Genomic DNA, 25,815 nt, shown 5'->3' with positions numbered 1-25,815 from the left:
AAAGACCGCAAAATTTGCAGTCTTTACTATTATTGTGATATTTATTATTAGCAGTCTTAAAATCCAGTTGCTTTAGTGTTGGTCAATCCTATTTATCTAAACAATTTTCATTATAAATAAATTGATAATCTTTTCTAATTTTTAATCCAAAAATTCCTCTTTCAAAAGTATAAATAATCTGATTTTTAAATAGCATTCTTTTATAATCAATAAAAAAACTTCTTGTCATATATGAATATTCATAAGCGTTTCCGCTTAAATATATATATGTAGTTTTTCCTTTTTGATGGCTATATTTTCCTCCAACTTCTGCAATCATATTTTTATAACAGTATGTTTCTTTGGTAGGATTCATTCCGGTTACATAATTTATAAGAAAAAATGCATTAATTATCATGGGAAAAGTAACTGCAAAAAAATATTTCTTTCCAAAATTTCCAATTTTAAGAATGTTTTTATTGATTAAAATATTACTTAATGCAATGATAATAAGCAAAATAAAAACAAATAAATAAAAATTGATAACAGTATTAAAAACTACTGTTACCAATAATATTACGTTTAAAATGCTAAAAACGATATATTTATCTATTTTAGTCATTATTTATTCAACAATCTTAAAATCCAGTTGTTTTTGAATCAGATTGGCTTTTACAACCTTTATTTTGACCTGATCTCCCAGCTGATACCTGTTTCCGGTTCTTGAGCCGTACACTGCGTGGGTAGATTTATCATACGAATAAGAATCATCCATCAGATCTCTTAATTTAATTAAACCTTCGGCGCCGTTTTCAGGGATTTCTACCCAGAAACCGAATTCTGCAACTCCTGAAATCACACCTACAAAGGTTTCCCCTAAGTGTTTTTCCATAAATTTAACCTGCATGAATTTAATAGAATCTCTTTCGGCATCGGCAGCCAGCCTTTCCATGGAGCTGCAATGTTTTGCTTTTTCTTCCAATTCGTCCTTGCTCGGAGATTTTCCTCCATCCAGATAATGCTGAAGCAAACGGTGGGCAAGCAAATCGGGATAACGGCGAATAGGAGAGGTAAAATGGCTATAGTAATCAAAACCAAGACCATAGTGACCGATCGGTTCTGTAGAATAAACCGCTTTGCTCATACTTCGCATCGCTAAAGTTTCAATCATATTTTCTTCGCCTTTCCCTTTTACATCGTGCAATAATCTGTTTAAAGATTCGGCAACTTTTTTGGTATTGGCAAGATCCATCTTATATCCGAAAGTGGAAACAAAATCTCTCAAAGCTTCTAATTTTGCAGGATCCGGATCGTCGTGAACCCTGTAAATAAAGGTATTTTGAGAAATATCTCCTCTTTTATTTAATGAAACAAATTCAGATACTTTTTTATTTGCCAGCAACATAAACTCTTCAATCAAATGATTAGAATCTTTGCTTATTTTGAAGTAAACTCCAACTGGTTCGTTGTTTTCATCTAAATTAAATCTTACTTCACTTCTGTCAAAAGTAATTGCTCCATCTTTAATTCTTTTCTGTCGCATAATTTTCGCCAGTTTATCTAAAACCAGGATTTCTTCCGCTAAATCTCCTTCTTTTGTTTCAATTCTTTCCTGAGCTTCTTCATACGTAAATCTTCTGTCAGAATGAATAACCGTTCTGCCAAACCATTGCTTTTGAATTTCAGCATTATCATTTAATTCAAAAACTGCTGAGAAGGTAAATTTATCTTCATTGGGGCGAAGCGAACAGACGTCATTACTCAAAACTTCCGGCAACATCGGTACAACGCGGTCTACCAGGTAAACGGAAGTCGCTCTCTGATAGGCTTCATCATCCAGAATAGTTCCCGGAACTACGTAATGAGAAACGTCTGCAATATGAACTCCAATTTCCCAGTTTCCGTTATCTAACTTTCTCATTGACAATGCATCATCAAAATCTTTTGCATCTTTCGGGTCAATTGTGAATGTCAGAACATTACGCATATCCCAACGTTTTGCCACTTCTTCAGCATTAATTGACCGATCGATCTTATCGGCTTCTCTTTCCACTTCTTCAGGGAAAGTGTACGGTAAGCCATATTCCGCAAGAATAGAGTGGATCTCTGTTTCATGTTCTCCCGGAGCACCTAAAACCTGGATAATTTCACCTTCCGGATTTTTATCTCCCGGTTTCCACTCCGTCATTTTTACTACGACTTTATTTCCGTCTTCAGCACCGCCGAATTTTCCTTTTGGAATAAAAATATCTGTATTGATTGATTTTTTATCACAAACAACAAAACCGAAATCTTTATGAGCAACCATTTGCAAAGTTCCTACAAACTCGGTTCTGGTTCTTTCTAAAACTTCCAAAACGGAGCCTTCCAGCTTTTTTCCTTTATAAGTATAGGTTACGATTAAAACTTTATCCCCCTGTAAAGCATCTTTCACATTTTTGGAATGAATGAAGATATCATCCTTCAAACCTTCTACTTTTACGTAGGCATTTCCGGATTGGTTAAAATCTATGACTCCGGTTAATGTTCCGGCGATTTTAAGATTTACGATATATTTTCCTTTTTCGGTTTCTTTGATTTTTTCAGAAGCCTGAAGTTTATGTAAAGCCTGAATTACAAGCTCTCTTTGTCTTGGGTTTTTATGGTCAATTCCGTCTGAAATCTGCTTATAATTATAAATTTTAGAAGCATTTTCATTCATAAAACGCAGGATCAATCTTCCGATTTCCATGAGTTTATGGTCATTTTTCTGACTTATATATTTTCTTTTTTTTGGCATATATTTTAATATTATTAATTCTTAGCTTTAATATTGAATTAAAACTATTTAATAATCTTTATAAATATAAAGATTATTACGATTCATTTAAACTTTACACTGCAATTCAACAACATCAATTATCTTTCCAAATATTTTACAGTTGAAGTGCTGTTTTGTATAAAATTACTACAAATATGGAGAAGAAGGGAGAAAAACCTTATATTAAACATCATTTAATATAATAAGTTTTAAGTAGAAATAATAGACTGGTAAATTCTATTGAACGTCACAAAGATACAAAATAAAAAATAAATAAGGCTTGTAATTTGATTTACAAGCCTTTATATGTTTAGCAGAACGCAATTTTATCAACTCTGTTCTGATGTCTTCCTCCTTCGAAATCTGTTGAAAGGAATTTATCTGCAATTTCGATCGCCAGTTCTTTAGATATGAATCTCGCAGGTATTGAGATCATATTGGCATCATTATGCTGTCTCGCCAGGCTTGCAATCTCGGGCATCCAGCAAAGAGCGCAACGGATTTTCTGATGTTTGTTTGCTGTGATCTGTACTCCGTTCCCGCTTCCGCACAGTAATATACCCAGTTCGTTTTCTCCGTTTTCAACAGAAGCTGCGGCAGGGTGTACGAAGTCCGGATAATCCACACTGTCTGTGGAGAACGTTCCAAAATCCTGAACATCAAAGTTTTCTGATAAATAGTTCTTAACAATCTCTTTATACTCGAAACCTGCATGGTCAGCAGCAATAGCGATTTTTCTTTTCATAATACTTGTATTAAGCTTTTTCTCGATTTATTTCCTTACAAAGATAAGAATAATAAAAATTTTGTTAGTCCTTCGGGAGTAAATTGTGAAAAGCATTGTGAATAACTGTGGATAACTATCGTAAAGTAAATGTTTCGTAACATTAGAAAAAATTGTAATGGAAAGTATCTCCTAAAATTTTAACACTTTTTTTCAAAAACTTTCCCGACAGAATTCTCTGCCTTTTCCATAAAACAGTTATTAATAAAGGGTATCGTGGAAAAGTTATCCATAATTGTTAGTAACCGATCGAAAAATCAGATTTCCAGCAAATTATGATGTGAATTAAATATGAATTGAATAAAAATTTAGTGTTATGAAGTATTTCAGAAAAAGTTATCCCCCAAAACCCCAACACTCAACAACAAAGACACTATTCTTTTTTTTAAAGAGAAAGAAATTGTTGAATACTGATTGTTGGGTCTGCGGGAAACTTTTTGAAAACTTTTATCGGGTTGCGGCTTTTCAAAAATTTTAAAATCTTACATTTGTGAAACGAAAATTCAACGATATTTATGAAATCGGCCTGCCATAAGTTATTTACTGATCTTTATGCAAAGTCGATTCCACAAGCCCGAAGAAAAAATAAAATGTACATATGAAAACAATCAATGATTTCAATTTTAATGATAAGAAAGCGCTGGTAAGAGTAGATTTCAATGTTCCGCAGGATGATCAACTGAAAGTTACAGACAATACAAGAATTGTGGCGGTAAAGCCTACCGTTGACAAAATTCTTAAAGACGGTGGTTCTGTAATTTTAATGACGCACCTTGGAAGACCAAAAGGAGAGGTAAAGAATGAATTTTCTCTGAAAAACATTTTAGATGAAGTTTCTAAGGTTCTTGGCCAGGAAGTAAAGTTCGTTGAAGAATCAATAGGAGAGAAGGCTGAAGAAGCGGCTGCAAATCTTAAACCGGGTGAAATCTTATTATTGGAAAATCTGCGTTTTCATAATGAAGAAGAAAAAGGTGATGAAGGTTTTGCTGAGCAACTTTCTAAATTAGGAGATGCTTATGTGAATGATGCTTTCGGAACAGCTCACAGAGCACATGCTTCAACGGCTGTAATTGCTCAATTTTTTCCTTCAACTAAGTTTTTCGGTTTACTGATGGCAAACGAGCTTAAAGCAATCGATAAAGTTTTGAAAAGTGGTGAAAAGCCTGTAACAGCGATACTTGGAGGTTCTAAAGTTTCAACTAAAATTACCATTATAGAAAATATTTTGCCTGCTGTTGACAATTTAATCATTGGTGGCGGTATGGCATTTACCTTTATTAAAGCTCTTGGTGGTAAGATCGGAAATTCATTGGTTGAGGAAGATAAATTACCTCTGGCAATTGAAATTCTTGGTAAAGCTAAAGAGCATAATGTAAAAGTATATCTTCCTTCTGACACGATTATCGCTGAAAGTTTTAGCAATGATGCAGACAGAAAAGAAGTAGATATCTACGCAATTCCTGAAGGTTGGATGGGATTGGATGCCGGTGCGAAATCAAGAGATCAGTTCAATGATGTTTTGTTAAATTCACGAACAATTCTTTGGAATGGACCGATAGGAGTTTTTGAAATGTCAAATTTTGCAGCGGGAACTATAGCTCTTGGAGACAGTATTGCTGAAGCAACAAAATTGGGAGCTTTCTCTCTAGTTGGAGGAGGAGACAGTGTTGCTTTCGTTAAGCAATTCGGTTATGCAGATAAAGTGAGTTATGTTTCTACCGGAGGTGGTGCGATGCTTGAAAGTTTGGAAGGTTTGGAACTTCCTGGCGTTGCTGCGATCAACAATTAATAAATTTCATTTTTATAATTTTAAGTCTGCCGAGAAATTCAGCAGACTTTTATTTTTTATATTTTAATTCAAAATATAAAATTTCTGAAAAGTGTTGAAAATTGGCTTTCAGAAATACATTTTAAATTGAAAAACAGAAATATTTTAAGGATTTATATCTAAGATGAATTTAAAGCTTTAAAAAGTGTGTTTTTGTAAGAATTTACTTTTTAAAATGAATTTTTTATCAACTTTCTCCAATTTTCCATTGAGTTTATCATTCCGTAGGAATCTATATTTAATTTTTATTTTCTTTGGTGAGATCCTACGGATGAAAAATAGCGTGTATATTTTCTTTAATATGATTCCAATTTTATAGCATGAAAAAGAAATTTATTTTATTTTAAATTCAAATAAAAAATAAAAACTCAAGAAAATATCCTGAGTTTTTTATTTTTTTAGTTGAAATTAATGAAAATTGACCTCTAGAAACGCCTTAAAAATCGATTTTCTACTTTTTCTCGATAATATAGATCAAACTTGAAAATTCGTTCGAAAAAAGGGCTTTTACGTTAGAAATCGTTCCGTAGATCGTCGCTTTTAGCCAAAAAAGAGGTGATTTCTTGTATTTTTCGCTCAACATAGAGATGTAATACGAATCTAAAATTAAAGGTTTTATTTTTCTCATTTTCCAGTTTGGCTTTTTTGAAATCAAATTTTCCATTCCGTTTTTTGAAAAATGATAGATGTGTCTTGGTACATCATATGCTGCCCAATATTCTTTATAATGTTTTGCATCGTAAGAAGTAGGATTGGGAACGGCAATAATTAGAAGTCCTTTTTCTTTTAATTTTTTACTGAAAATTTCAAGCATTTCATCTTGATTTTCCACGTGCTCGAAAACATGCCAAAGCGTAATTGCATCTAAACTTCCGTCTTCAATTATCTCAATATTATCTAAAATTTTTGCTTTTGCTATCTTTGATTGTGCTGCTTTTCTTGCATCTTCATCAGGTTCAAATCCGAAAGTTTCGAAATCATTTTCTATAAATTTTACGAATTCTCCGGCACCGCAACCATAATCTAAGACTTTTGAACCTTTTTTTATTCTATCAACCAGGATATTTTTTTTGTACTGTAGATTAAAAGATTGTAAGAATTTATACAGTTTTTCTTTTAAACTTCCTGAATCCTGATGATGGGAAATGTAATCTTCACTTTCATAATATTTAGAAATATTTGATGGAATAGGAGAGGTCTTGAAAACTCCTTTTGTATCTGTTTCCTTTATTTCAAATATTTCCTGTGAAAGAAAATGATCTTTAATTTTCATTTGAGTAATAGCTTTATATTAAAAATTAAGATATTTGAAAGCTTTATATAAGCTCAAAAATACCTTAATTTTTGTTTTTATTTATCAATGTTTCACGTGAAACATATCTTAATTACCGTCCTAAATAGACCATTAAAACGTTAATATCAGCAGGTGAAACACCACTGATTCTTCCTGCCTGAGCAAGAGTTTTTGGTCTTACTTTAGTCATTTTTTGTTTGGCTTCTGCAGAAAGGCTTGATATTTTTATATAATCAAAATCCTCAGGAATTTTAACATTTTCTAAACGATTCAGTTTGGCAACGTTTTCTTTTTCCTTTTCTATATAGCCTTTATATTTGATATTTACCTCTGCCTGCTCTCTTACTTCACCATCAAATTGAGAAGAAAATTCTTTAATAACATCGATATTATCTAATTTATCCAGTGTGATATTAGGTCTTGTAAGGAATTGAGAAGCTCTGTAAGCCTGGTCTACAGGGTTACTTTCCATGCTTTCAAGGATAGGATTGATAAGTCCAGGTTTTAAAGAAGTTTCTCGTAAAAAAGCTTCAAGTTCCTGACTCTTAGCTATTTTCTCATGAACTCTTTTTAATCTATCTTCTTTAGCTAAACCTAAATCATAAGCCTTTTCAGTTAATCTGATATCTGCATTATCTTGTCTTAAAAGAAGCCTGTATTCAGCTCTGGAGGTAAACATTCTGTAAGGTTCTTCAGTTCCTTTTGTGATCAGATCATCAATTAAAACACCAATATAAGCTTCATCTCTGTTGAGAATGAAGTCTTCCTTATCATGTACCTTATTGTGGGCATTAATACCCGCAATAAGACCTTGTCCGGCCGCTTCTTCATATCCTGTAGTCCCATTGATCTGACCTGCAAAATATAAATTATCAATCAGTTTTGTTTCTAACGTATGTTTTAATTGAGTAGGAGGGAAGTAGTCATATTCAATGGCATAGCCCGGACGGAATACTTTAACATTCTCAAATCCCGGAATATGTTTCATTGCTTTGAGCTGAACATCCTCCGGAAGAGAAGAGCTGAATCCGTTTACATAAATTTCTACAGTTTTCCAGCCTTCCGGTTCTACGAATAGCTGATGTCTTGTTCGTTCTGCAAAACGGTTGATTTTATCTTCAATACTTGGGCAATATCTTGGTCCTAAACTCTGAATTGTACCATTAAACATTGGACTTCTATCGAAGCCTTCACGTAAAATATCATGTACAGTTTCGTTGGTATAAACTATATGACAGCTTAATTGTCTGGTTAATTTAGGTGTATCTAAATAACTGAATCTTTGGGGATTTTCATCTCCTTTTTGTTCTTCCATCTTAGAATAATCAAGGCTCCTTCCATCTACTCGTGGTGGAGTACCGGTCTTCATTCTTCCGGCTTCAAAACCTAGAGAAACCAATTGTTCTGTAATTCCGAAAGCTCTAGGTTCACCCATTCTTCCGCCGCCTAACTGCTTATCTCCAACATGGATCAATCCGTTAAGGAAAGTACCGTTTGTAAGAACAACAGACTTCGATCTTATCTCAATTCCCAATGAAGTAATAACTCCTACAACCTTGTTATTCTCAACAATAAGCTGCTTCACCATATCCTGAAAGAAATCAAGATTTGGAGTGTTTTCTAAAGCTAAACGCCATTCTTCTGCGAAAAGCATTCTGTCATTCTGTGTTCTTGGAGACCACATTGCAGGACCTTTTGAAAGATTCAGCATCTTAAACTGGATAGCAGATTTATCCGCTACAATCCCTGAATAACCTCCCATTGCATCGATCTCTCTTACAATTTGTCCTTTTGCGATACCACCCATCGCGGGGTTGCAGCTCATTTGGCCGATCGTCTGCATGTTCATTGTAACGAGCAGAGTTTTCGAACCTAAATTAGCTGCTGCAGCTGCTGCTTCACATCCTGCGTGACCGGCACCAACTACGATTACATCATATGTTTCTGAAATCATCTTTTTATTGCTTATTTTAAGCCTTAAATTTTAATCTTCTCTATAAATGTTTCACGTGAAACATTGTTTCGAAATAAGGTCTGAAAGTGCCTTTATTCCGACTGTTTAGCCCCGATCGCAGCATTTGTCTGAGCTCTTTTTTCTTTGAAAAAGAAAAAAAGCGAGTGCGGAGAGCGGGAATAAGCTTCTAAAAAATTAAGAGATTGAGAAGTGATGAAATTAAGTAATTCCTGAACCTCAGAATTTCTAAAATTTTTAATAATACTTTGCTAAATAAAAATCTTCTTTGCTTCGCATTAACAATTCTTCTTGCTCGGTTTTATCCTTGTATCCGCAAAGATGAAGAATGCCGTGAGCCAAAACTCTGCGCAATTCTTCCTCATAATTTTTGGATAGAGCAGAAGCGTTGTCTGAAATGCGCTGCAAAGATACAAAAATCTCTCCGCTTATTGTTTTACCCTTTACATAGTCAAAAGTAATGATGTCTGTATAGTAATCATGCTGTAAATAATCCTGATTTACTTTTAAGAGATATTCGTCATCACAGAAGATGTAATTGATCTCGCCAAGCCTTTTTCCCTCTGAAAAAATGAGTTCTTCCAGCCATTTCGTATAGTCTGTATTTACAGATTCCGGTAGATTTTCGTAAAAGAATTGTATCATTGTTTTAAAACCAGTGCCCTAAAATAACACTGAATATACCTTTTTGATTATTTTTAAGTGAATGGCTGAAATTAAGCTTAATCTGCCCGAAAGGAGATTTATATCCAGCCGTAATTCCCAAAGAGCTGTAATTAAGCTTTACGGCATCTTCAAAACTGAGATCATCAGATAAATTTGCAAAAGAGAAATTTCCTGTGATAAAATAGTTTTTATTAAATTTAAACTGAAGATCATTTGAGATTAAAGCTACATTGGTTGTGCTAAGCTGCGCGAAATAAAATCCGGAGAAGCTTTTAAAATTGACCATATTTTGTTCAAAAATTCCTCCAAGTCTGTACTGATAAAATTGGGGAAGATTTTCTCCGATCGTTATTCCGCCGTAAAGATTAAGACGGTAGGTAAAATGTTTTGCAAGCGGGATATTAATTCTGATGTCTGCTTTTACCTGAACGAGTCTTTTGTCAACTTCAGATTTCATAAGATCGATCACTTTTCCTTCAGCTGAGATGTAAATTCCTTTTGTCGGAAAATCTCTGTCATTTTGAGTATCGCTTTTCAGAAAAACATAAGGATTTAAAAAGCGGCTGTATTTTTTATCGATCCCATTAATTCCTGATTCAAAATAATCATGGCTTATCCCGCCACCAATGGCAAACTTATCCTTCCAAATCGATTGAATATATGCTTCATTTCGTAACCATTCCCATTTATTAACTTCATAATTATTTTCATCTCTAAGGTTAAAGCTCATTCCGGAAGAGTAAATTCCAAAACCTGGAATATAGCCGTTATCAATGAAATAATTTAAATAATATCTTGGCTTATCACCGACGATCACGTCTAATGAAAGATTGGAGTTTTTAAATAAGAGCCGTTTAGCAGAATAATTTAATAGTAATCCGGTTTTGAAAATTTCGTCGTAATGCAGCCCGAATTTCACAAAATGCCGGGTATCATCTTCCGTGACATATAATTTGAGATAATTGGCATCATTTTGCGAAATAATATCATAGTTAATAAATTTATAGTTATTAGTCGCTACAAGCTTATCAATCTTTTTATTAATACTCCCGTATGTTTGCAGAGAGGGAAGTCGAAGTCCCATTTTCCCGAGAACATAGTTTTTACCGTAAATTTTGCTTCCTTCGAGTGAAATGCTATCAATCTTATAGACGTTAGAATATATTGGATTTATGCGCTGTCTGAGGCGGTCAAACTGTCTTTTCGGCAGTTCATCTAATATTTCGGTATATTTTAGACCTTCCGCATAGCCGCTGTCAAGAATTTTTTTCTTCTCGTCGTAGCTTGTGGCAGACATGCCTTTTAAATTAGGTTTGATATTAATATCGGTGTATTTATACTGGCGTTTGGTATCTTTATGAATATTCATATCGATAACCTGGTTAAGGATCGCAATAATGCTGTTTAAATCTTCTCTTTTGGATAAATCCTGGTTAAGGTCCACACCGATGACGATGTCGATCCCTTTGTCCTTTAAAGGCTTTGAAGGGTAATTTACGGTCATTGCTCCGTCGATATAGATGCTGTCGCCAATTTTTACTGGATCCATCAATGAAGGAAAGGCCGAGCTTGCCATGATAGACTGTACCAAATCTCCTTTCTCAAAAATCTGCATATTTCCACTCTCAAGATTTGTGGCAACGCACATAAAAGGGATCGGCAGCTTTGAAAAATCATCGATATTGGAAACGTTTTTAAATAATTCTTTTAATAAATAAACATTTTTCTGGCCTGTACTGATGGAAGAGGGAAGGGTAATTTTCCCATTTTTTAACGGAATGGATAAAAGATATTTGTCGACGGATTTGTTGAAAAATGAACTTTCCTGTCTGGATTTAGGATCCATAATTAATGAATAAAAATCGGTGTCCATCACAATTTTTTCAATTTCTTTTCCGGAATATCCTGAAGCGTAAAGACCTCCCACAATCGCTCCCATACTGGTTCCGGCAATATAATCAACTTTTACTCCCAGCGAATCTAATACTTTAAGTACTCCGACATGAGAAAATCCTTTAGCTCCGCCACCGGCCAATGAAAGCCCGATTTTGGGATTTTTCGGAATTACCAGCCCTTTTTTAACCTGAGCGTTAATTAAAAGCAATTGGAATACGAGTAAGAGAACCAGGAGTTTTCTCATAATTAATCTTTTATATAAATCCGTTTCACCCGTGGCGAAATGGAGGTTAATACTTCATAAGTTATTGTTTTGCAGTATTCTGCGAATTCTTTCAGGCTTGGCTTTGCATTAAAAACAGTTACCGTATCGCCTTCTCTCACATTCGGAATATTGTCGACGTTAATCATCATCATATCCATACAAATACTTCCCACAATTGGAGCTAATGTTTTATTAATGCCTACATTACCTACCTGATTTCCTATCAGTCTCGGGATTCCGTCTGCATAACCAACGGGAATTGTCGCAATTTTCGTCGAATGATCTGTTTTATATCTTCTGCTGTAACCCACTGATTCTCCGTTTTCAACCTGAGAGATCTGTGAAATTACGGTTTTAAAGCTTACCACCGGGTGTAATTGTTTCTGTATTTCACTATTTGGTGATTCTCCTAACATTCCGATCCCTATTCTCACCATATCATATTCATGATGAGTGTAACTGGTTATTCCTGAAGAATTTAAGATATGTCGAATAGGAGTGTACCCCAATTTTTCAATTAAATAGCTTGAATTTTTTTCAAAAGTTTCCAGCTGATGCAAAGTAAATTCTCTCTCAGTCGGCATATCTGAAGACGATAAATGACTGAAAATACTTTGAATTTTTAAATTTTTATCGCTTAAAATTTCGCTTAATTGATTTAATTCAAAATCTTTAAAACCAAGACGATGCATTCCTGTCTCAAGCTTAATATGGATTGGATATTTTTTATCGTAACCGGATTTCTGTACGGCTTCATAAAACAGTTCCAAGACTCTGAAACTGTAAATTTCCGGCTCTAAATTATATTGAATCACCGTTTCATAGCTGTGCTGTTCAGGATTCATGACAATAATAGGAACCGTGATGCCTTTTTTTCGAAGCTCAACACCTTCATCTACGAAAGCAACTCCCAGATAATCAATATGATGATGTTGCAGGAATTCTGATATTTCATAACTTCCTAATCCATAAGCATTTGCTTTTACCATTGCCATCATTTTAGTAGAAGGTTTCAGCAAAGATTTATGATAATTAATGTTATGAAGAATGGCATTAAGATTAATTTCCAAAACCGTGTCATGCTTTCTGAGCTCGAGAATATCTTTAAGCTTTTCAATTTCAAATTTTCTTGCTCCTTTGAGTAAAATGATTTGATTTTCAATTTCTGTAAGATGTTTGCTTTCAATTAATTCACGAGTATTAATAAAAGTAGAAGTTTGAGAATTAAATAAATCACTAAACTTTGATATTTCATTCCCGATTAAGAAGACGGAGTCAAATTTCTGTTCGTTCACAAGCTCGGAAACTTCTTCGTAAAGCTCCTGCGAATTAGAATTAACCCCAACAATATCCGTTAAAACCAAAGATTTTTTTGGCTTATTATATTCATTTAAAAATTGGAGCGCAGTTTTCAGAGAATCAAGATCAAGGTTGAAAGAATCATTAATGACAATATTATTTTTTATGCCTTCAATCGCTTCAAGACGCATTTCCACAGACTTTAAAGCATTGATTTTTTCAACGATCTTATGATTTTCGATGCCTAACTCCTTCAATACCGTAAGAAGCGCCAAAGCATTCGTTAAAGTCGCTTCGTCCCGCTGATGAGCCGGAAAGCTGATTTCTTCATCAAAATATTTCACAATGATATTTTCGTCTTTGGAAATATTATTTTTAATGAAAACCTGATTGTTTTCTTTAAAACCGTAAGAAATTAATTTTTTACTTGAATATAATTGCTTTATCTTTTTGTCTACCAATAGATTATCACCATTATAAATAATAACTTCGGAATTTTTGAAAAGTTTAATTTTTTCGTTAATCAATTCTTCTTCGGATTCAAAATTGGCAGCGTGTGCAGTTCCGATGTGTGTTAATAAACCTATTTGCGGATGGAAAATATCTTCCAGCTTCTGCATTTCATTCGGCTTGGAAATTCCTACTTCAAAAATTCCCAATTGGTGAGAATCATTGATTTGGAGCAAAGAGAGCGGCAAACCGATTTGAGAATTGAAGCTTTTGGGGCTTTTAACAGTTGGAAATTCGTTCCAGAGAGATTGATACAACCATTCTTTCAAAATAGTTTTTCCGTTACTTCCTGTAATTCCGATGGATTTTAAATGAGAATTTTCGAAATGGTATTTGGCTAATTTTTGAAGAAACTCCACGGAATTTTCAACAATAATCCACGTTATATTTTCAAACTGAGGATACTGATGCTCGGAAATAATCGCAGTAATTCCTCTGTCAATCGCAGATTCAATAAATTTTTCTCCTGAATTTTTATGAGTATTAATGGCAATAAACGCAGTGTTTTTTGTTGAATAAATAATCCTGCTATCAAAAGCTATATTTCTGATAATTAAGTTGTTATCTCCAATAATCTGAGCATTGGTGATATCTGCGATATGTTGTGTCGTGTAGTTCATAAACTACTTTTCTGTAATTAAATTATAGTTAGAATTAGGGTTTCGGAAATTGTTAATCATATTTAAAAGATTTATTTGATTTCCTGAAATTTCGTAAATAATTGAATTGTGTTTCGTAATCAGTAATTTGTGAAAGTCTGTGTCTTCATATTTCTGATGTATAAGATTTCCATTTTCAAGTAAAGATATTTTCTTTTCTAAAATTACATAAAAATTTTCCAGAATATCAAAGCCCCAATTTTCAATCAGAAAATCTTCCAGAATTTCTAAATCTGATTTGGCTTTATTTGTCCAGAAGATATTCATTTTTCTTTTTTGCAATTCTTTCTTTTGCTTCATTCATGACAACCGAATGTTCTGTTATTCTTCCATTTTTTACATCATCTAAGCCTTCCTGAATCGCATTCAGAATATCTTCTTTTGAAATTTTTTCCGGTTCAATAATTTCTGCAATCTTTAACAATTCCTCAGGAAGAAATTTTTTCTCTTTCATTTTTCTAAAAAATGTAGGTTCAGAAATCCCGCTTTTTTCAATAATATATTTCAGTTTGAAAGGCGAATTTTTCAAAATCTCATCAATAGAATTGCTGATTTTTATATAATTTTTGATTTCTAATATCATTTTTTGATAGTTTTTACTATTAAATCCTAAACAAATTTAAAAATAAATTTGATATTAAATGTCTTTTTTGTTTAAAACTTCATCCACAAAAACTCTTCTGCTAACGGCATCATAAGATTCTGTTTCTCCGAGTTCTACAAGATCTTTTCCTGCAGAAGTTCTCATCGAATAATTGGCAAGATTTCCGGTTCTCCTACAAATGGCGTGCACTTTCGTGACATATTCTGCAGTGGCCATCAAATTCGGCATCGGCCCAAACGGGCGTCCAAGAAAATCCATGTCCAAACCTGCAATTACGACTCTTACTCCGCTATTTGCCAGCTGATTAGCGATATCTACAATGCTTTCATCAAAAAACTGTGCTTCATCAATCCCTACAACTTCACAATTGGAGGCCAGCAACAGAATCTCATTGGGATTTTCCACTGAGGTGCTGCGAATTTTATTCTGATTATGAGATACGACGTCTTCATCAGAATATCTTGTATCTAATTTTGGTTTAAAAATCTCCACGTTTTGCCCCGCCATTTCTGCTCTTCTCAGCCTTCTGATCAACTCTTCGGTTTTTCCGGAAAACATTGAGCCACAAATAACTTCCATCCAACCGCTTTGTTTGGAGTGATTAATTGTATTTTCTAAAAACATTTGTTAAATTAGCCGTATATTTTTAAGATCAAAAGTAAGCAATTTTAACAAGATTCTTATATGCACAACATCCAAGATTTAAAGGAAAAGATTTTTTTTGAATCCAAGAATATTATTGGTATTCTGGACAAATTAACCAATGTAGAAGAGCTACTTTCCCGGCAAGATCTTGTGGACGAGCTTGCTAACAGAATTTCGTTCCTGCGTTTGCTGGAAAAAAATATTCAGTATTTCGGCAATGAAAATTCTTCGCCATTTTCAGAAAATCAGCAAAATTTTTCTTCAACCGTCAATCAATTTGAAGATGATTCAAACAATGAAGTCACGGAAGAAGAAGCGATTTTTAATAATGAGCTCAATGAAATTGACGAAAAAGAAGACAAATACTACAATAGTGAAGTCACTGAGGAAGAAGCTATTTTCAACAACCAATTAAATGAAATCGTTGAAAATGAATTTCACGAAGCTATCGTGAATTTTGCTGAAGAAAATCCTGAAGCAGATGTTGCTGAAAATGTTGAGGAATTGGTTTCCCGAAATGATATAACGGAAGAAGAGCAGGTATTTAAAAATCAGTTAAATGAAATTGATGAAAGCGAACTGTCTGAATATCATGAAAGTGCATTAAGTTTTGTGGATGAAGAAAGAATTTTGGCCAATGCAGAACCGGATCATGATGAAGATATTAATGAAGAAATGTTTACTCTTAAAACAACGGAAGAAGAAGCGATTTTTAATAATCAGCTTAATGAAATTGATGAATTCGAAAACGAAATTTCCGACGATCAGGGAAATAATCTGAAAGAATTTGAGGAAGAGGAAAAAATTCAGGATAATTTTGAACCTGAAGAAAAAAATAAAGAATCCGTATCTCAAAACTTTGAAAATTCAGAAAAGATCCCAAGTATTTTTGATTCGGAAAATTTTGATGAAGAAATGCTGATTGAAGAAAACGAAGATCAGTTCATCGCTTCAAATAGTGCCATCAGTCAGGGAGAAATGGCCACAGACACTTCAAATGTTGAAAATATTCTGAGCGAAATAAAACATGAAGCCCAGGTTGAGGAAAAAAATGAGGAAATTGCCGCTTCAACAGAAAATGACAGAAGAAAAATCGTTGAAATCGACAAGCCTCAGATCGAAAAAGAAATCCATCCTTCTGATGAAAGCTTTGAAAATTTAGAGGCATATCATCAGGAGAAAAAAATAAAGCTGTCCAATATTAAAGGATTAAAAAGCATTCAGACTTTATTTGATGATGACCCACTGGAAAGAGATTTTCCAGAAGAAAAGAAAGAAAAAGCGGTAAAAGAAGAAACCGGAAGCATTTTAAAAAGCAATATGGCAACCGATTTTATGGAAGCCGAAAAGCCAAAACCTGATTTTAAATTAGACCTTAATGACAGAATTGCCTTCTCAAAAGTTCTTTTCGGAGGAAGCCAGTCTGAATTAAATGAAACGGTTGGAGTTCTAAACAGCTTCAAAAGCCTTGAACAGGCAAAAGAATATCTGAGCGACCTTTATTACGAAAGAAAATGGAATAAAGTGGACGAATACGCCCAAAGACTCTGGATATTGGTAGAAAATAAATTCTTATAAATTAAATTTTGAGCGGTATTTTATATTTCGTTCCCACACCGATCGGGAACCTAGAAGACATGACTTTCAGGGCGGTAAAAATGCTGAAAGAGGCAGATTATATTTTGTGTGAAGATACACGGACTTCAGGAGTACTTTTAAAGCATTTTGAGATTTCTAAACCTTTGAAATCGTATCATTTACATAATGAGCATCAGGCAACAGAAAAAGTCATTGCAGACCTTAAAAGCGGTCAGAATATCGCTATCATTACCGATGCGGGAACTCCCGGAATTTCTGATCCCGGATATTTGCTGTCAAAAGCGGCCGCAGATCATCATATTGAAATGATATGCCTGCCCGGGGCAACGGCTTTTGTGCCTGCTTTGGTGGTTTCGGGGCTACCGAATAACGAGTTTTTGTTTGCGGGATTTCTTCCTCAGAAAAAAGGAAGACAAACCAAGCTGAAACAATTGGCGGAAGAAAAAAAGACCATCGTTTTATACGAAAGCCCTCATAAAATTAATACAACGCTGGAACAGATCAAAGAATTTTTCGGGGAAGACACAAAAGCGAGTCTGAGCCGCGAAATTTCGAAAAAATTCGAAGAAACTAAACGAGGGACAATCAATGAGTTAATTGAATTCTCTAAAAGCAAAACTTTAAAAGGAGAAATCGTTCTGATTGTCAATAATGCTGTAAAATAAAAATTGAAAAATCTAGTTTTTATACTGCTTTCGTCGCTGTGTGTTGCACAGACCGACCAGTACAAACAAATACTTTTATCTAAAAAACTTGGTAAAAACGTCACTTCCTATTCAAAAGGTTTTGGCATTATCAACGACTCCAAAACAGGAAATTCCGCCATCATCGATTCATTAGGAAATATCACTTTAATTGATTCTTATAAAAATGAAATTTCACGTTTATCGTGGAATAGGTTTATTTTAAAAATAAAAGACGGCAATTCAAAAGGAAAAATTGCATTGATTGATGAAAAAGGAAATCAATTGATTCCGTTGGATCATTTTAAGTACAGGACCTGGGAAAATAAAGACCGTCTGATTTATTCAAAAGACGGAAATGAAAGCGTTTATGATTACAATGGTAAACAAATAATTCCTTCTGCAGATAAAATCGTTTTTGCCAGTGAAAATCGTTTTTTTGTGAAAAAAGAAGCGGGCTGGCTGATCTATGATTTTAATGGAAAGCAAGTGTCAGACAGAGTTTTTGCGGAAGATCTCCGTTTTTATAAAGGAAGGGTTTATCTTACCATTGATGAAAAAAAAGGAGAAGTTCTTGATAATAACGGGAAAACATTAAGCTCAATTTCAGACCATAATGTTGATGATATTAATGGATTTCCTTTTTTAGTTACCAAAAATATCACGACCAATAAATACGGAATTATAGACGAAAAAGAAATCGTTCTCGCCGATGAAATCTACGATCAGGCTTTTGTAGGAAGAGAATATATTTATCTGATAAATGACAACAAAGCCAGCATTTTCTCTAAAGCGGAAAGAAAGGTTTATCCAACTGATTTTCATTATGTAAACCATTTATTTAACGGCTTGTTTAAAACATTGAAAGATGATAAAAATCCAAAAATAGCGGTCATTAAAACCAATGGCGAAATCGTTTTTCCTAAAGAATATGATGTCGTGGAAGCTTTTAAAATTAAAGATGAAAATTATCTGTATGTAAGCAAAGCAGGCGAAGAAAAGCTTTTAGATAAGGACTTAAAAAGCGTTTTGGATGAAGGCTACGAAGTGGAAAAGGTGTTTTTTGATAATTTAATTGTTAAAAAAGGTGCTGCTTTCTATAAATTTTCGCCCAAAGAAAAATCTTATGTTGAACTTAAAAATATAGCGTCGATAAAGCCGTTTCAGTTTTATCCGGCCATTATTTGTAAAAATCAGGAAGGTCTTTACGGGATGCTTGATGAAGAAGGAAATGAGATTATTCCGTTTATGTATGATGATATCGTGACATTTTTAGGAGAGAATGAAATTATTATTCAAAAAGGCAAAAAATTCGGGCTAACCAACCACAAAGGAGAGCTTTTAAAGGAAGTTATTTACGATAAATATGTAGCAGACAGCAAAGGAATTAAGCTTATAAAAGGCAAAGAATCGGAATATGTACATACCACGCCGCAAAAAGGAAAAATTTTAGTAGAATGAGATCCGGACATGACAAAAAACAGTCATAAAATTTTACTAAAATAATGATTTCAAATGCTTTGAATAACATTTTATAATATCTTTGCGCACCGTTTAATTTTACATTAATTAAATATATTAAATTAGCCAACTCTCAGAAGGTTAATCAATTAAAAAGAAAATAATTGTCATAAATATGAAACTATTAGAAGGAAAAGTAGCGCTAATCACGGGAGCTACAAGAGGCATCGGAAGAGGAATTGCTGAGATTTTCGCTCAACAGGGGGCAAAAGTAGCATTCACGTACGCCGGATCTGTAGACAAAGCGAAAGAATTAGAAGCGACTTTAAGTTCTGTAACTCAAATTAAAGGTTACCAATCGGATGCATCAGACTACGATGCCGCCCAAAAATTAGTAGATGACGTAATGGCTGAGTTTGGCAAAATCGATATCCTGATCAACAACGCAGGAATCACGAGAGACAACCTTTTATTGAGAATGTCTAAAGACGATTGGGACACAATTATCAAAGTAAATTTAGATTCGGTATTCAACCTTACAAAGGCTGTGATTAAGCCGATGATGAAGGCAAAATCCGGCTCTATCATCAATATGACTTCCGTTGTGGGAGTAAAAGGAAACGCGGGACAGGCAAATTATGCAGCTTCTAAAGCGGGAGTTATCGGATTCACAAAATCTGTAGCGCTGGAATTAGGTTCAAGAAACATCCGTTGCAACGCGATCGCGCCAGGATTTATTGAAACTGAAATGACGGCTGTTTTAGACGAAAAAACGGTACAGGGCTGGAGAGACGGAATTCCGTTGAAGAGAGGAGGAAGGCCTGAAGATATTGCGAATGCCTGTGTATTCTTCGCAGGTGATATGTCGGCTTACGTTACAGGACAGGTTCTGAACGTTGATGGCGGAATGCTGATGTAAAAACATGAAATTTGCACAAAATATAGTTTTATTTTTGTCGATTTTTTTAGTTATCGGTTTGGTTTACATTGCTTTTTTCAATGTATATCAAACCGATGATTATATATTTTCTTACAGTACCAGAAAACTTGGGATTTTAGGAAATATAAAAAGATTTTATACCTTTTGGGGAGGAAGATATTTTGGATATACAATCAATATGCTAAATCCTCTTTCTAAAGATCCGGGAAATATTTTACCAAAAATTTATCCTGTCTTTTTATTTTTAACTTTTATAGGCGTTGCTGCTTTAAATTTTAAACAATATTTTGGATATTCATTTAAAGAAGCCTTAATAAAAGGGTTTCTGTTATTTTTCTTTTATGCCATACTTTTAGTGAGTCTTCCGGAACATTTTTACTGGATTACAGGAGCTAATATTTATTTCTTGCCCGTTATTTTGTCGGGATTTTTACTTTATTTTCAGGGCAAATTTCAGGAGTCGGGCAAAAAAATATGGTTTTATCTTTCTGCCGTATTTATTGCGGTTTTAATGGGCTCTAATGAAATAGTAGAATTAATTCTTTTGGGAATACTTGTACTTTTTTATTTTCAGAACAGGACAAAAGAGAATAAAATTCTATTGACAATAGGTTTTACAGGATTTTTGATAAGTTTTCTTGCTCCGGGTAATTTCAATAGAATGCAGGATTCTTCGGAAGTTTTTTATATGAAAATGATTAAAAAAACAGGTATTTTTGTTGTAAATTCTACGTACATTTTTATAAAAATTACGCTGCTACTTCCTTTATTTATCAAGATCTTTGAACAGGATTTACAAAAGATTATTGAAAAAATAAGCTTTAAAAAAGCTTTGATAATTTGGTCAATATCATTTTTACCATTACTTTTTACAGGATTTATAAGCAATACGATTGCAAGACAGTTTGAAACTATAATTTTCTTTTATCTGCTTACTTTTGCGGTTGTTGTGGCATTTAAATTTAAAGAAATTAAAAAATACTGGTGGCTTACATTTATCATTGTATTTTTACCTGAAACGACTTTTTTCCCTCCAAAATATGCTAATTTTAATTTCGATTTTAATGTAAATAATATCATTAAAGAATTGCTGCACACCGATTTTGTGGAGTATGATAAAGAAATAGAAAACAGGATTAATACAATTAAAAACTCAACACAGGATTCTATCGTTTTAGACAAAATAAAAAATGTTCCTAAAATCTTATATTTTGACGAAATGGCTTCCGTAAATGAAGAAAAAACATATGTAAATGATCAGCTACAAAGCTATTTTAACAAAAAATATATAAGAATAAAATCAAAATAACATAAAGAAAAACAGGTTAGTTATTCTTTACAATTTTGTCATAAATACTTTTCACCTGAAGATCTCCAAACCCTAAAATCCCCAATTCTTCCTGGAATTTTTCAAAAATCAGATTAAAATCTGTCGTTCCGCTTTCTATTAAATTTTTAATAAAAACATCCGGATTTTTATTTACATAAGTATTAATTACTTCCTTTAAAAAATAAAAGCAGTCTGATTTTTCTTCAGATAATTGTTTTAGTAAAATATTGTCTTGACTTTGATATGCTTTCCAAAGGTTTAGAGCTAATTTAATGTCTTTTTCTTTAAATAAAACTTTCGAGCGTAAGGATTCCTCCAGATCTGAATTTGTGGAAACAGAAAAGCCTTTCCAATGATCTTTTTCGGATGTTTTTGGAAAAACCCTGTAAATTTTTAAATCTTTGTTTTTTGAAAGTAAAGAAATGCAAAACCACAAATTGACCTGACAAAACAGATCATCTTCAAACCAAAGATTCACTTCAGAACCTTCCGGAATATTGATCATCTTTTCAAACTCGGAAACTACCTTTTTATAATAGCTTTCTGAGCTTGCGTTGTAATTTTTTAAGATAAATTCAGATCTTATTTTCCAGAATTCTTCTAAAGAACCGGCTTTCAAAGGTCCTGAAACTAAAGCTTCGCGACAGATAATGATCTCACCGTCAACCGAAATTTCTTTCAATTGACCGGCAAGATAATCACCATTGGTTATGTGAAATATAGTATTCAATTTTAATCTTTAAAAATTTGATTTTCCTGTTCCTGAACCCTGATAAAAGTTGTTCTTTTAGACAATTCTTTCAGTTTTGAAGCTCCAACATACGTACACGTCGAACGCACGCCGCCCAAAATATCTTTCACCGTCTCGGAAACCGGACCTTTATAAGCAACTTTTACTGTTTTTCCTTCGGAAGCTCTATATTCTGCAACCCCTCCGGAATGTTTATCCATCGCTGTTTTGGAGCTCATTCCGTAAAACAGACGATATTTTTTACCGTTTTCTTCGATGATCTCGCCGCCACTTTCATCATGACCGGCAAACATCCCTCCGAGCATCACAAAATCTGCACCACCACCAAAAGCTTTTGCTACATCTCCGGGAACTTTACAACCGCCGTCTGCAATGATATGACCACTCAAACCATGTGCCGCATCAGAACATTCGATAATTGCGGAAAGTTGTGGGTAACCGACTCCTGTTTTTACACGCGTGGTACACACAGAACCCGGACCAATACCTACTTTGATAATGTCTGCACCCACCAAAAGCAGCTCTTCAACCATTTCTCCGGTTACCACATTGCCTGCGATAATGATTTTGTCCGGGAAATTAGTCCTGGCTTTCTTCACAAAGTCTACAAAATGCTCAGAATATCCATTGGCAACATCAATGCACAGAAACTCAATTTTTGGGTGTTTTTCGAGGATTTGTCTGAGCTTTTCTTCGTCAGCTTTTCCTGTTCCTGTGCTTAATGCGATATATTGGTGAATGCTTTCGGGTTGATTATTTAAAAATTCACTCCATTCTTCAATCGAATAATGTTTGTGAACAGCCGTAATGATCTTGTCTTTTGCGAGTTCTACCGCCATTTCAAAAGTTCCTACCGTGTCCATATTGGCTGCAATGATGGGAGTTCCCTGCCATTTTTTTTTGGTGTGCAAGAAGGTGAATTCTCTTTCAAGATCAACTTCTGAACGGGATTTTAAAGTAGAACGTTTCGGACGGAACATTACATCTTTAAAACCCAGTTTTATATCATATTCTATTCTCATAATTTGGAAAATATTTTAAATAAATGTAAGAAAAAGATTGATTGGAAGGGTTGAATTAATGGATTTTATAAATATTTTAAGATTAAATCAATGGTAAAAAACCGGGATAATCTGAAATGAATGGAATAAAATTATTAAGTTTTAATTAAAAACAATACTTTTGAGACCATGGATTTCCCTGTCAGCTTTCATATTTTAGGCAAAACTGTTCTTGCGCATCCGCTTTTTGAAGCTTTGGGGATGTTTATCGGGATGCGGTATTATTTTTATTTAAAAAGGAAATCTAAAGAAAAAGTTTCTTTTAACACTTCGGCTGCTGTCCTTATTGGAGCCACTGCAGGAGCTTTATTAGGCTCAAAATTAATTGGAAACCTCGAGAATCCTTATACATTATTTGAAAGTTTTGATATGAAAAGGATATGGACAAATAATACGATCGTTGGCGGACTGGCTTTTGGATTAATTGGAGTGGAACTGGCAAAAAAAATTGTGAATCACAAAGAAAGTACGGGAGATTTGATTGTTTTTCCTTTGATGCTGGCGATAATTATTGGGAGAATCGGTTGTTTTCTTACAGGAATTTATGAAGAAACTTACGGTTTGCCGACCAAATCAATTTTCGGGATGCATTTGGGAGATCAATATTTGAGGCATCCTGTTTCGTTGTATGAAATTGCTTTTTTAATTGTTCTTTGGATTTATTTAAAATTAATTCAGAACAAACGGAAATATCCTTCAGGCTTTGTTTTTCAGTTGTTTATGTTGAGTTATTTCACGTTCAGGTTTTTCCTGGACTTTATAAAACCGAGGGTGGAGCTTATTGGAAATCTCGGAACGATTCAGCTGGTGTGCATTTGCGTAATTATTTATTACATTTATAAAATAAAAAATACTCAAACATAAAATTAACCAATAAATACTTTGCATATGAAAATGGTAACACTTTTAGAAGTTGGCAATTTAGGAGGCCTGGTTGCGATGATTATAGGAATTATCATTGTTGTTGCATTGGTAGTTTCATTGGTAATAACATTTTTTGTTAAACTGATCTACGAATCAAAAGATCAAAGGAAATTTTCCCGAAAACAGTTTATCCAGACAATGGCTATTTGCTTGCTAATCTGTGGATTAATAAGTGGTGTTGTTTGTGGTGGACTTTAAATTAAAATTATGCCTGTAAGAAATTATACCTATTACGACTATACAATCAGTCTTTGCCCGGAATGCCTGAAAAGGGTAGGAGCTAAGATTATCATAGAAGATGAAGCGGTTTTTATGACCAAAAGATGTCCTGATCACGGCTTTTTTAAGACAAAAATTGCTTCTGATGTTCATTATTACAAAAACATCAGAAATTACAATAAAGCTTCGGAAATGCCTCATCATTTCGGAACTGATGTCGAATATGGATGTCCTTATGATTGTGGTTTATGTGTTGATCATGAGCAGCATAGCTGCCTGTCGATCGTGGAAGTGACGGATCGGTGCAATCTTACCTGCCCAACCTGTTATGCCATGTCTTCGCCACATTATGGGAGTCACAGAACGTTGGAAGAAATCGAAGCGATGTTTGATATTATTGTTAAAAATGAAGGCGAGCCGGATGTCGTTCAGATCAGTGGAGGTGAGCCGACCATTCATCCTGAGTTCTTCAAAATAATGGATATTGCGAAGACAAAGCCGATCAAACATTTAATGCTGAATACCAATGGAGTGCGAATTGCCAATGATCCCGGTTTTGCCGAAAAATTAGCAACCTATGCGCCGGAATTTGAGATTTATCTTCAGTTTGATTCTTTTAAGCCTGAAGTTTTGCAGGATTTCCGTGGAAAAGATCTTACCGATATCCGCATGAAGGCTTTGGAGAAATTAAATGAGCTTAATCTTTCCACAACGCTTGTTATCGTGCTTCAAAAAGGTAAAAATATTGATGAAATAGGAAAGATTATTGATTTTGCTTTAAAACAGAAATGTGTCCGCGGAATTACCTTTCAACCTGTAGAAATTGCAGGAAGAAACAGAGATGATTCTGCCCACGAAAAAATTACGCTGACGGAAGTGAGACAGGAAATTTTAAACCAGTTTCCGCTTCTGAATTCGGATGATATCATTCCGGTTCCTTGTAATCCGGATGCGTTGGCGATGGGATATATTTTGAAGCTGGAAGGTGAAATTATTCCTTTAACAAGATACATCAATCCCGCTGATTTACTGAACAATGAAACCAGAAATACAATTGTCTACGAGCAGGATACCGGACTGCAAATGCAGCTTTTGGATATTTTCAGCACCGGAATTTCCGTGGATAAAGTACAGCCTAAAGTAAATCAGCTATTATGCTGTCTACCAGAAGTTTCTGCCCCGAATCTGGATTATGATAATCTATTCCGGATTATTATCATGAATTTTATGGATGCCCATGATTTTGATGTTCGTGCTGTGAAGAAATCCTGTGTTCATATCGTCAATAAAGACTTAAAATTAATTCCTTTTGAAACGATGAATCTTTTTTACAGGGATGATAAAATCAAATATCTTGAGGAATTGCGGAAAGATGATAAGGTGTTGTTTTAAGCTTTTGATTAAAAATCGAAAAGATTTTAACCACAGATTTCACAAATTTACACAGATTTTTCTGCGTACTTAAAATGACATAGAAAGCTGAAGCGTTAGAAAATTAAAAGTTAATCCGTTAAAAAATTCCCACTGTTCGAAGCGCGACACAAAGTTTTTAAACGAAGAACTTATTTGAGTTCGCGCAAGTTTTGGGGATTTTAGGATTGATTTTTAATTTTTAGCATTCAAATTCCAAGTCTTGAATTTTTCGT

At 34.0% G+C, this 25,815-nt stretch carries 22 protein-coding genes; 9 read left to right on the top strand and 13 right to left on the bottom strand.

Annotated features, from left to right (window positions below):
* Nucleotides 1-88 precede the first annotated feature (88 nt).
* The 3 genes from BLT04_RS07770 to rpiB form a co-directional block, all read right to left on the bottom strand.
* A complete protein-coding gene (locus BLT04_RS07770) occupies nt 89-601 on the bottom strand; it encodes a hypothetical protein (RefSeq protein ID WP_089755217.1) in 513 nt (170 codons plus the stop codon).
* Between the two features lie 3 nt (nt 602-604).
* Nucleotides 605-2,758 (bottom strand): ribonuclease R, encoded by a 2,154-nt coding sequence (rnr, locus tag BLT04_RS07765; RefSeq protein ID WP_089755216.1) that lies wholly within the window; start codon nt 2,756-2,758, stop codon nt 605-607.
* Between the two features lie 331 nt (nt 2,759-3,089).
* Nucleotides 3,090-3,524, bottom strand: coding sequence for a ribose 5-phosphate isomerase B (gene rpiB / locus BLT04_RS07760; protein WP_089755215.1), 435 nt, complete (start codon nt 3,522-3,524; stop codon nt 3,090-3,092).
* Between the two features lie 637 nt (nt 3,525-4,161).
* Here rpiB and BLT04_RS07755 point away from each other — a divergent pair.
* Nucleotides 4,162-5,352 carry a phosphoglycerate kinase gene (locus tag BLT04_RS07755; protein ID WP_089755214.1) on the top strand — a complete coding sequence of 397 codons (1,191 nt, stop codon included), beginning with the start codon at nt 4,162-4,164 and terminating at the stop codon, nt 5,350-5,352.
* 490 nt (nt 5,353-5,842) lie between these two features.
* Here the strand turns inward: BLT04_RS07755 and BLT04_RS07750 are convergent, their stop codons facing one another.
* The 8 genes from BLT04_RS07750 to BLT04_RS07715 form a co-directional block, all read right to left on the bottom strand.
* Nucleotides 5,843-6,664, bottom strand: coding sequence for a class I SAM-dependent methyltransferase (locus tag BLT04_RS07750; protein WP_089755213.1), 822 nt, complete (start codon nt 6,662-6,664; stop codon nt 5,843-5,845).
* Nucleotides 6,665-6,776: 112 nt separating this feature from the next.
* Nucleotides 6,777-8,639 carry a tRNA uridine-5-carboxymethylaminomethyl(34) synthesis enzyme MnmG gene (mnmG, locus tag BLT04_RS07745; RefSeq protein WP_089755212.1) on the bottom strand — a complete coding sequence of 621 codons (1,863 nt, stop codon included), beginning with the start codon at nt 8,637-8,639 and terminating at the stop codon, nt 6,777-6,779.
* A 255-nt stretch (nt 8,640-8,894) separates the two neighbouring features.
* A complete protein-coding gene (ybeY, locus tag BLT04_RS07740; protein WP_089755211.1) occupies nt 8,895-9,302 on the bottom strand; it encodes an rRNA maturation RNase YbeY in 408 nt (135 codons plus the stop codon).
* 4 nt (nt 9,303-9,306) lie between these two features.
* The gene (locus BLT04_RS07735) at nt 9,307-11,463 is read right to left on the bottom strand and encodes a patatin-like phospholipase family protein (RefSeq protein WP_089755210.1); all 2,157 of its coding nucleotides are present in this window, start codon (nt 11,461-11,463) and stop codon (nt 9,307-9,309) included.
* 2 nt (nt 11,464-11,465) lie between these two features.
* Complete coding sequence (locus BLT04_RS07730) at nt 11,466-13,913, bottom strand: bifunctional UDP-N-acetylmuramoyl-tripeptide:D-alanyl-D-alanine ligase/alanine racemase (protein ID WP_089755209.1); 2,448 nt, start codon at nt 13,911-13,913, stop codon at nt 11,466-11,468.
* A gap of 3 nt (nt 13,914-13,916) precedes the next feature.
* Nucleotides 13,917-14,219 carry a type II toxin-antitoxin system RelE/ParE family toxin gene (locus tag BLT04_RS07725; protein WP_089755208.1) on the bottom strand — a complete coding sequence of 101 codons (303 nt, stop codon included), beginning with the start codon at nt 14,217-14,219 and terminating at the stop codon, nt 13,917-13,919.
* The gene (locus BLT04_RS07720) at nt 14,197-14,535 is read right to left on the bottom strand and encodes a hypothetical protein (RefSeq protein WP_089755207.1); all 339 of its coding nucleotides are present in this window, start codon (nt 14,533-14,535) and stop codon (nt 14,197-14,199) included. Before BLT04_RS07720 ends, BLT04_RS07725 begins: the two co-directional genes overlap by 23 nt.
* 54 nt (nt 14,536-14,589) lie before the next feature.
* Nucleotides 14,590-15,180 (bottom strand): thymidine kinase, encoded by a 591-nt coding sequence (locus tag BLT04_RS07715; protein ID WP_089755206.1) that lies wholly within the window; start codon nt 15,178-15,180, stop codon nt 14,590-14,592.
* Nucleotides 15,181-15,240: 60 nt separating this feature from the next.
* Between BLT04_RS07715 and BLT04_RS07710 the strand changes: the two genes are divergently transcribed.
* From BLT04_RS07710 to BLT04_RS07690, 5 genes are all read left to right on the top strand, one after another.
* Nucleotides 15,241-16,779, top strand: coding sequence for a ring-infected erythrocyte surface antigen domain-containing protein (locus BLT04_RS07710; RefSeq protein ID WP_089755205.1), 1,539 nt, complete (start codon nt 15,241-15,243; stop codon nt 16,777-16,779).
* An 8-nt stretch (nt 16,780-16,787) separates the two neighbouring features.
* Complete coding sequence (rsmI, locus tag BLT04_RS07705) at nt 16,788-17,465, top strand: 16S rRNA (cytidine(1402)-2'-O)-methyltransferase (RefSeq protein ID WP_089755204.1); 678 nt, start codon at nt 16,788-16,790, stop codon at nt 17,463-17,465.
* A gap of 3 nt (nt 17,466-17,468) precedes the next feature.
* Nucleotides 17,469-18,944: a WG repeat-containing protein gene (locus tag BLT04_RS07700; RefSeq protein WP_089755203.1), complete on the top strand. Its 1,476-nt coding sequence runs from the start codon at nt 17,469-17,471 to the stop codon at nt 18,942-18,944.
* A gap of 175 nt (nt 18,945-19,119) precedes the next feature.
* Nucleotides 19,120-19,863 carry a 3-oxoacyl-[acyl-carrier-protein] reductase gene (gene fabG, locus BLT04_RS07695; protein ID WP_089755202.1) on the top strand — a complete coding sequence of 248 codons (744 nt, stop codon included), beginning with the start codon at nt 19,120-19,122 and terminating at the stop codon, nt 19,861-19,863.
* A gap of 4 nt (nt 19,864-19,867) precedes the next feature.
* On the top strand, nt 19,868-21,193 hold the full coding sequence (locus tag BLT04_RS07690) for a DUF6056 family protein (RefSeq protein ID WP_089755201.1): 1,326 nt from the start codon (nt 19,868-19,870) through the stop codon (nt 21,191-21,193).
* 16 nt (nt 21,194-21,209) lie between these two features.
* On the opposite strand, the gene BLT04_RS07685 is transcribed toward BLT04_RS07690, so the two are convergent.
* Entirely contained in the window at nt 21,210-21,944 is a 735-nt protein-coding gene (locus BLT04_RS07685; RefSeq protein WP_089755200.1) for a DUF1835 domain-containing protein, read from the bottom strand.
* Between the two features lie 2 nt (nt 21,945-21,946).
* Nucleotides 21,947-22,987, bottom strand: coding sequence for a GMP reductase (locus BLT04_RS07680; protein WP_089755199.1), 1,041 nt, complete (start codon nt 22,985-22,987; stop codon nt 21,947-21,949).
* A gap of 168 nt (nt 22,988-23,155) precedes the next feature.
* Between BLT04_RS07680 and BLT04_RS07675 the strand changes: the two genes are divergently transcribed.
* From BLT04_RS07675 to BLT04_RS07665, 3 genes are read left to right on the top strand one after another with little or no spacing between them, the layout of a single operon-like run.
* The gene (locus tag BLT04_RS07675) at nt 23,156-23,890 is read left to right on the top strand and encodes a prolipoprotein diacylglyceryl transferase (RefSeq protein ID WP_089755198.1); all 735 of its coding nucleotides are present in this window, start codon (nt 23,156-23,158) and stop codon (nt 23,888-23,890) included.
* Nucleotides 23,891-23,914: 24 nt separating this feature from the next.
* Nucleotides 23,915-24,148 (top strand): hypothetical protein, encoded by a 234-nt coding sequence (locus BLT04_RS07670; protein ID WP_089755197.1) that lies wholly within the window; start codon nt 23,915-23,917, stop codon nt 24,146-24,148.
* A 9-nt stretch (nt 24,149-24,157) separates the two neighbouring features.
* Nucleotides 24,158-25,561, top strand: a complete 1,404-nt coding sequence (locus BLT04_RS07665) for a radical SAM protein (protein WP_089755196.1) — start codon at nt 24,158-24,160, stop codon at nt 25,559-25,561.
* Nucleotides 25,562-25,815: the final 254 nt, after the last annotated feature.

The sequence above is a fragment of the Chryseobacterium soldanellicola genome (genome assembly GCF_900100115.1).
Classification (GTDB): Bacteria; Bacteroidota; Bacteroidia; order Flavobacteriales; family Weeksellaceae; genus Chryseobacterium; species Chryseobacterium soldanellicola.
The sequence above is the reverse complement of the archived record's forward strand: the minus strand, read 5'-3'. Positions and strand labels throughout refer to the sequence as shown.

Bases quoted from the DNA above. Each gene is read 5' to 3' on its own strand.
- BLT04_RS07770 (WP_089755217.1), bottom strand. From the start codon at position 601: ATGACTAAAATAGATAAATATATCGTTTTTAGCATTTTAAACGTAATA.
- rnr (WP_089755216.1), bottom strand. From the start codon at position 2,758: ATGCCAAAAAAAAGAAAATATATAAGTCAGAAAAATGACCATAAACTC.
- rpiB (WP_089755215.1), bottom strand. From the start codon at position 3,524: ATGAAAAGAAAAATCGCTATTGCTGCTGACCATGCAGGTTTCGAGTAT.
- BLT04_RS07755 (WP_089755214.1), top strand. From the start codon at position 4,162: ATGAAAACAATCAATGATTTCAATTTTAATGATAAGAAAGCGCTGGTA.
- BLT04_RS07750 (WP_089755213.1), bottom strand. From the start codon at position 6,664: ATGAAAATTAAAGATCATTTTCTTTCACAGGAAATATTTGAAATAAAG.
- mnmG (WP_089755212.1), bottom strand. From the start codon at position 8,639: ATGATTTCAGAAACATATGATGTAATCGTAGTTGGTGCCGGTCACGCA.
- ybeY (WP_089755211.1), bottom strand. From the start codon at position 9,302: ATGATACAATTCTTTTACGAAAATCTACCGGAATCTGTAAATACAGAC.
- BLT04_RS07735 (WP_089755210.1), bottom strand. From the start codon at position 11,463: ATGAGAAAACTCCTGGTTCTCTTACTCGTATTCCAATTGCTTTTAATT.
- BLT04_RS07730 (WP_089755209.1), bottom strand. From the start codon at position 13,913: ATGAACTACACGACACAACATATCGCAGATATCACCAATGCTCAGATT.
- BLT04_RS07725 (WP_089755208.1), bottom strand. From the start codon at position 14,219: ATGAATATCTTCTGGACAAATAAAGCCAAATCAGATTTAGAAATTCTG.
- BLT04_RS07720 (WP_089755207.1), bottom strand. From the start codon at position 14,535: ATGATATTAGAAATCAAAAATTATATAAAAATCAGCAATTCTATTGAT.
- BLT04_RS07715 (WP_089755206.1), bottom strand. From the start codon at position 15,180: ATGTTTTTAGAAAATACAATTAATCACTCCAAACAAAGCGGTTGGATG.
- BLT04_RS07710 (WP_089755205.1), top strand. From the start codon at position 15,241: ATGCACAACATCCAAGATTTAAAGGAAAAGATTTTTTTTGAATCCAAG.
- fabG (WP_089755202.1), top strand. From the start codon at position 19,120: ATGAAACTATTAGAAGGAAAAGTAGCGCTAATCACGGGAGCTACAAGA.
- BLT04_RS07690 (WP_089755201.1), top strand. From the start codon at position 19,868: ATGAAATTTGCACAAAATATAGTTTTATTTTTGTCGATTTTTTTAGTT.
- BLT04_RS07680 (WP_089755199.1), bottom strand. From the start codon at position 22,987: ATGAGAATAGAATATGATATAAAACTGGGTTTTAAAGATGTAATGTTC.
- BLT04_RS07675 (WP_089755198.1), top strand. From the start codon at position 23,156: ATGGATTTCCCTGTCAGCTTTCATATTTTAGGCAAAACTGTTCTTGCG.
- BLT04_RS07670 (WP_089755197.1), top strand. From the start codon at position 23,915: ATGAAAATGGTAACACTTTTAGAAGTTGGCAATTTAGGAGGCCTGGTT.
- BLT04_RS07665 (WP_089755196.1), top strand. From the start codon at position 24,158: ATGCCTGTAAGAAATTATACCTATTACGACTATACAATCAGTCTTTGC.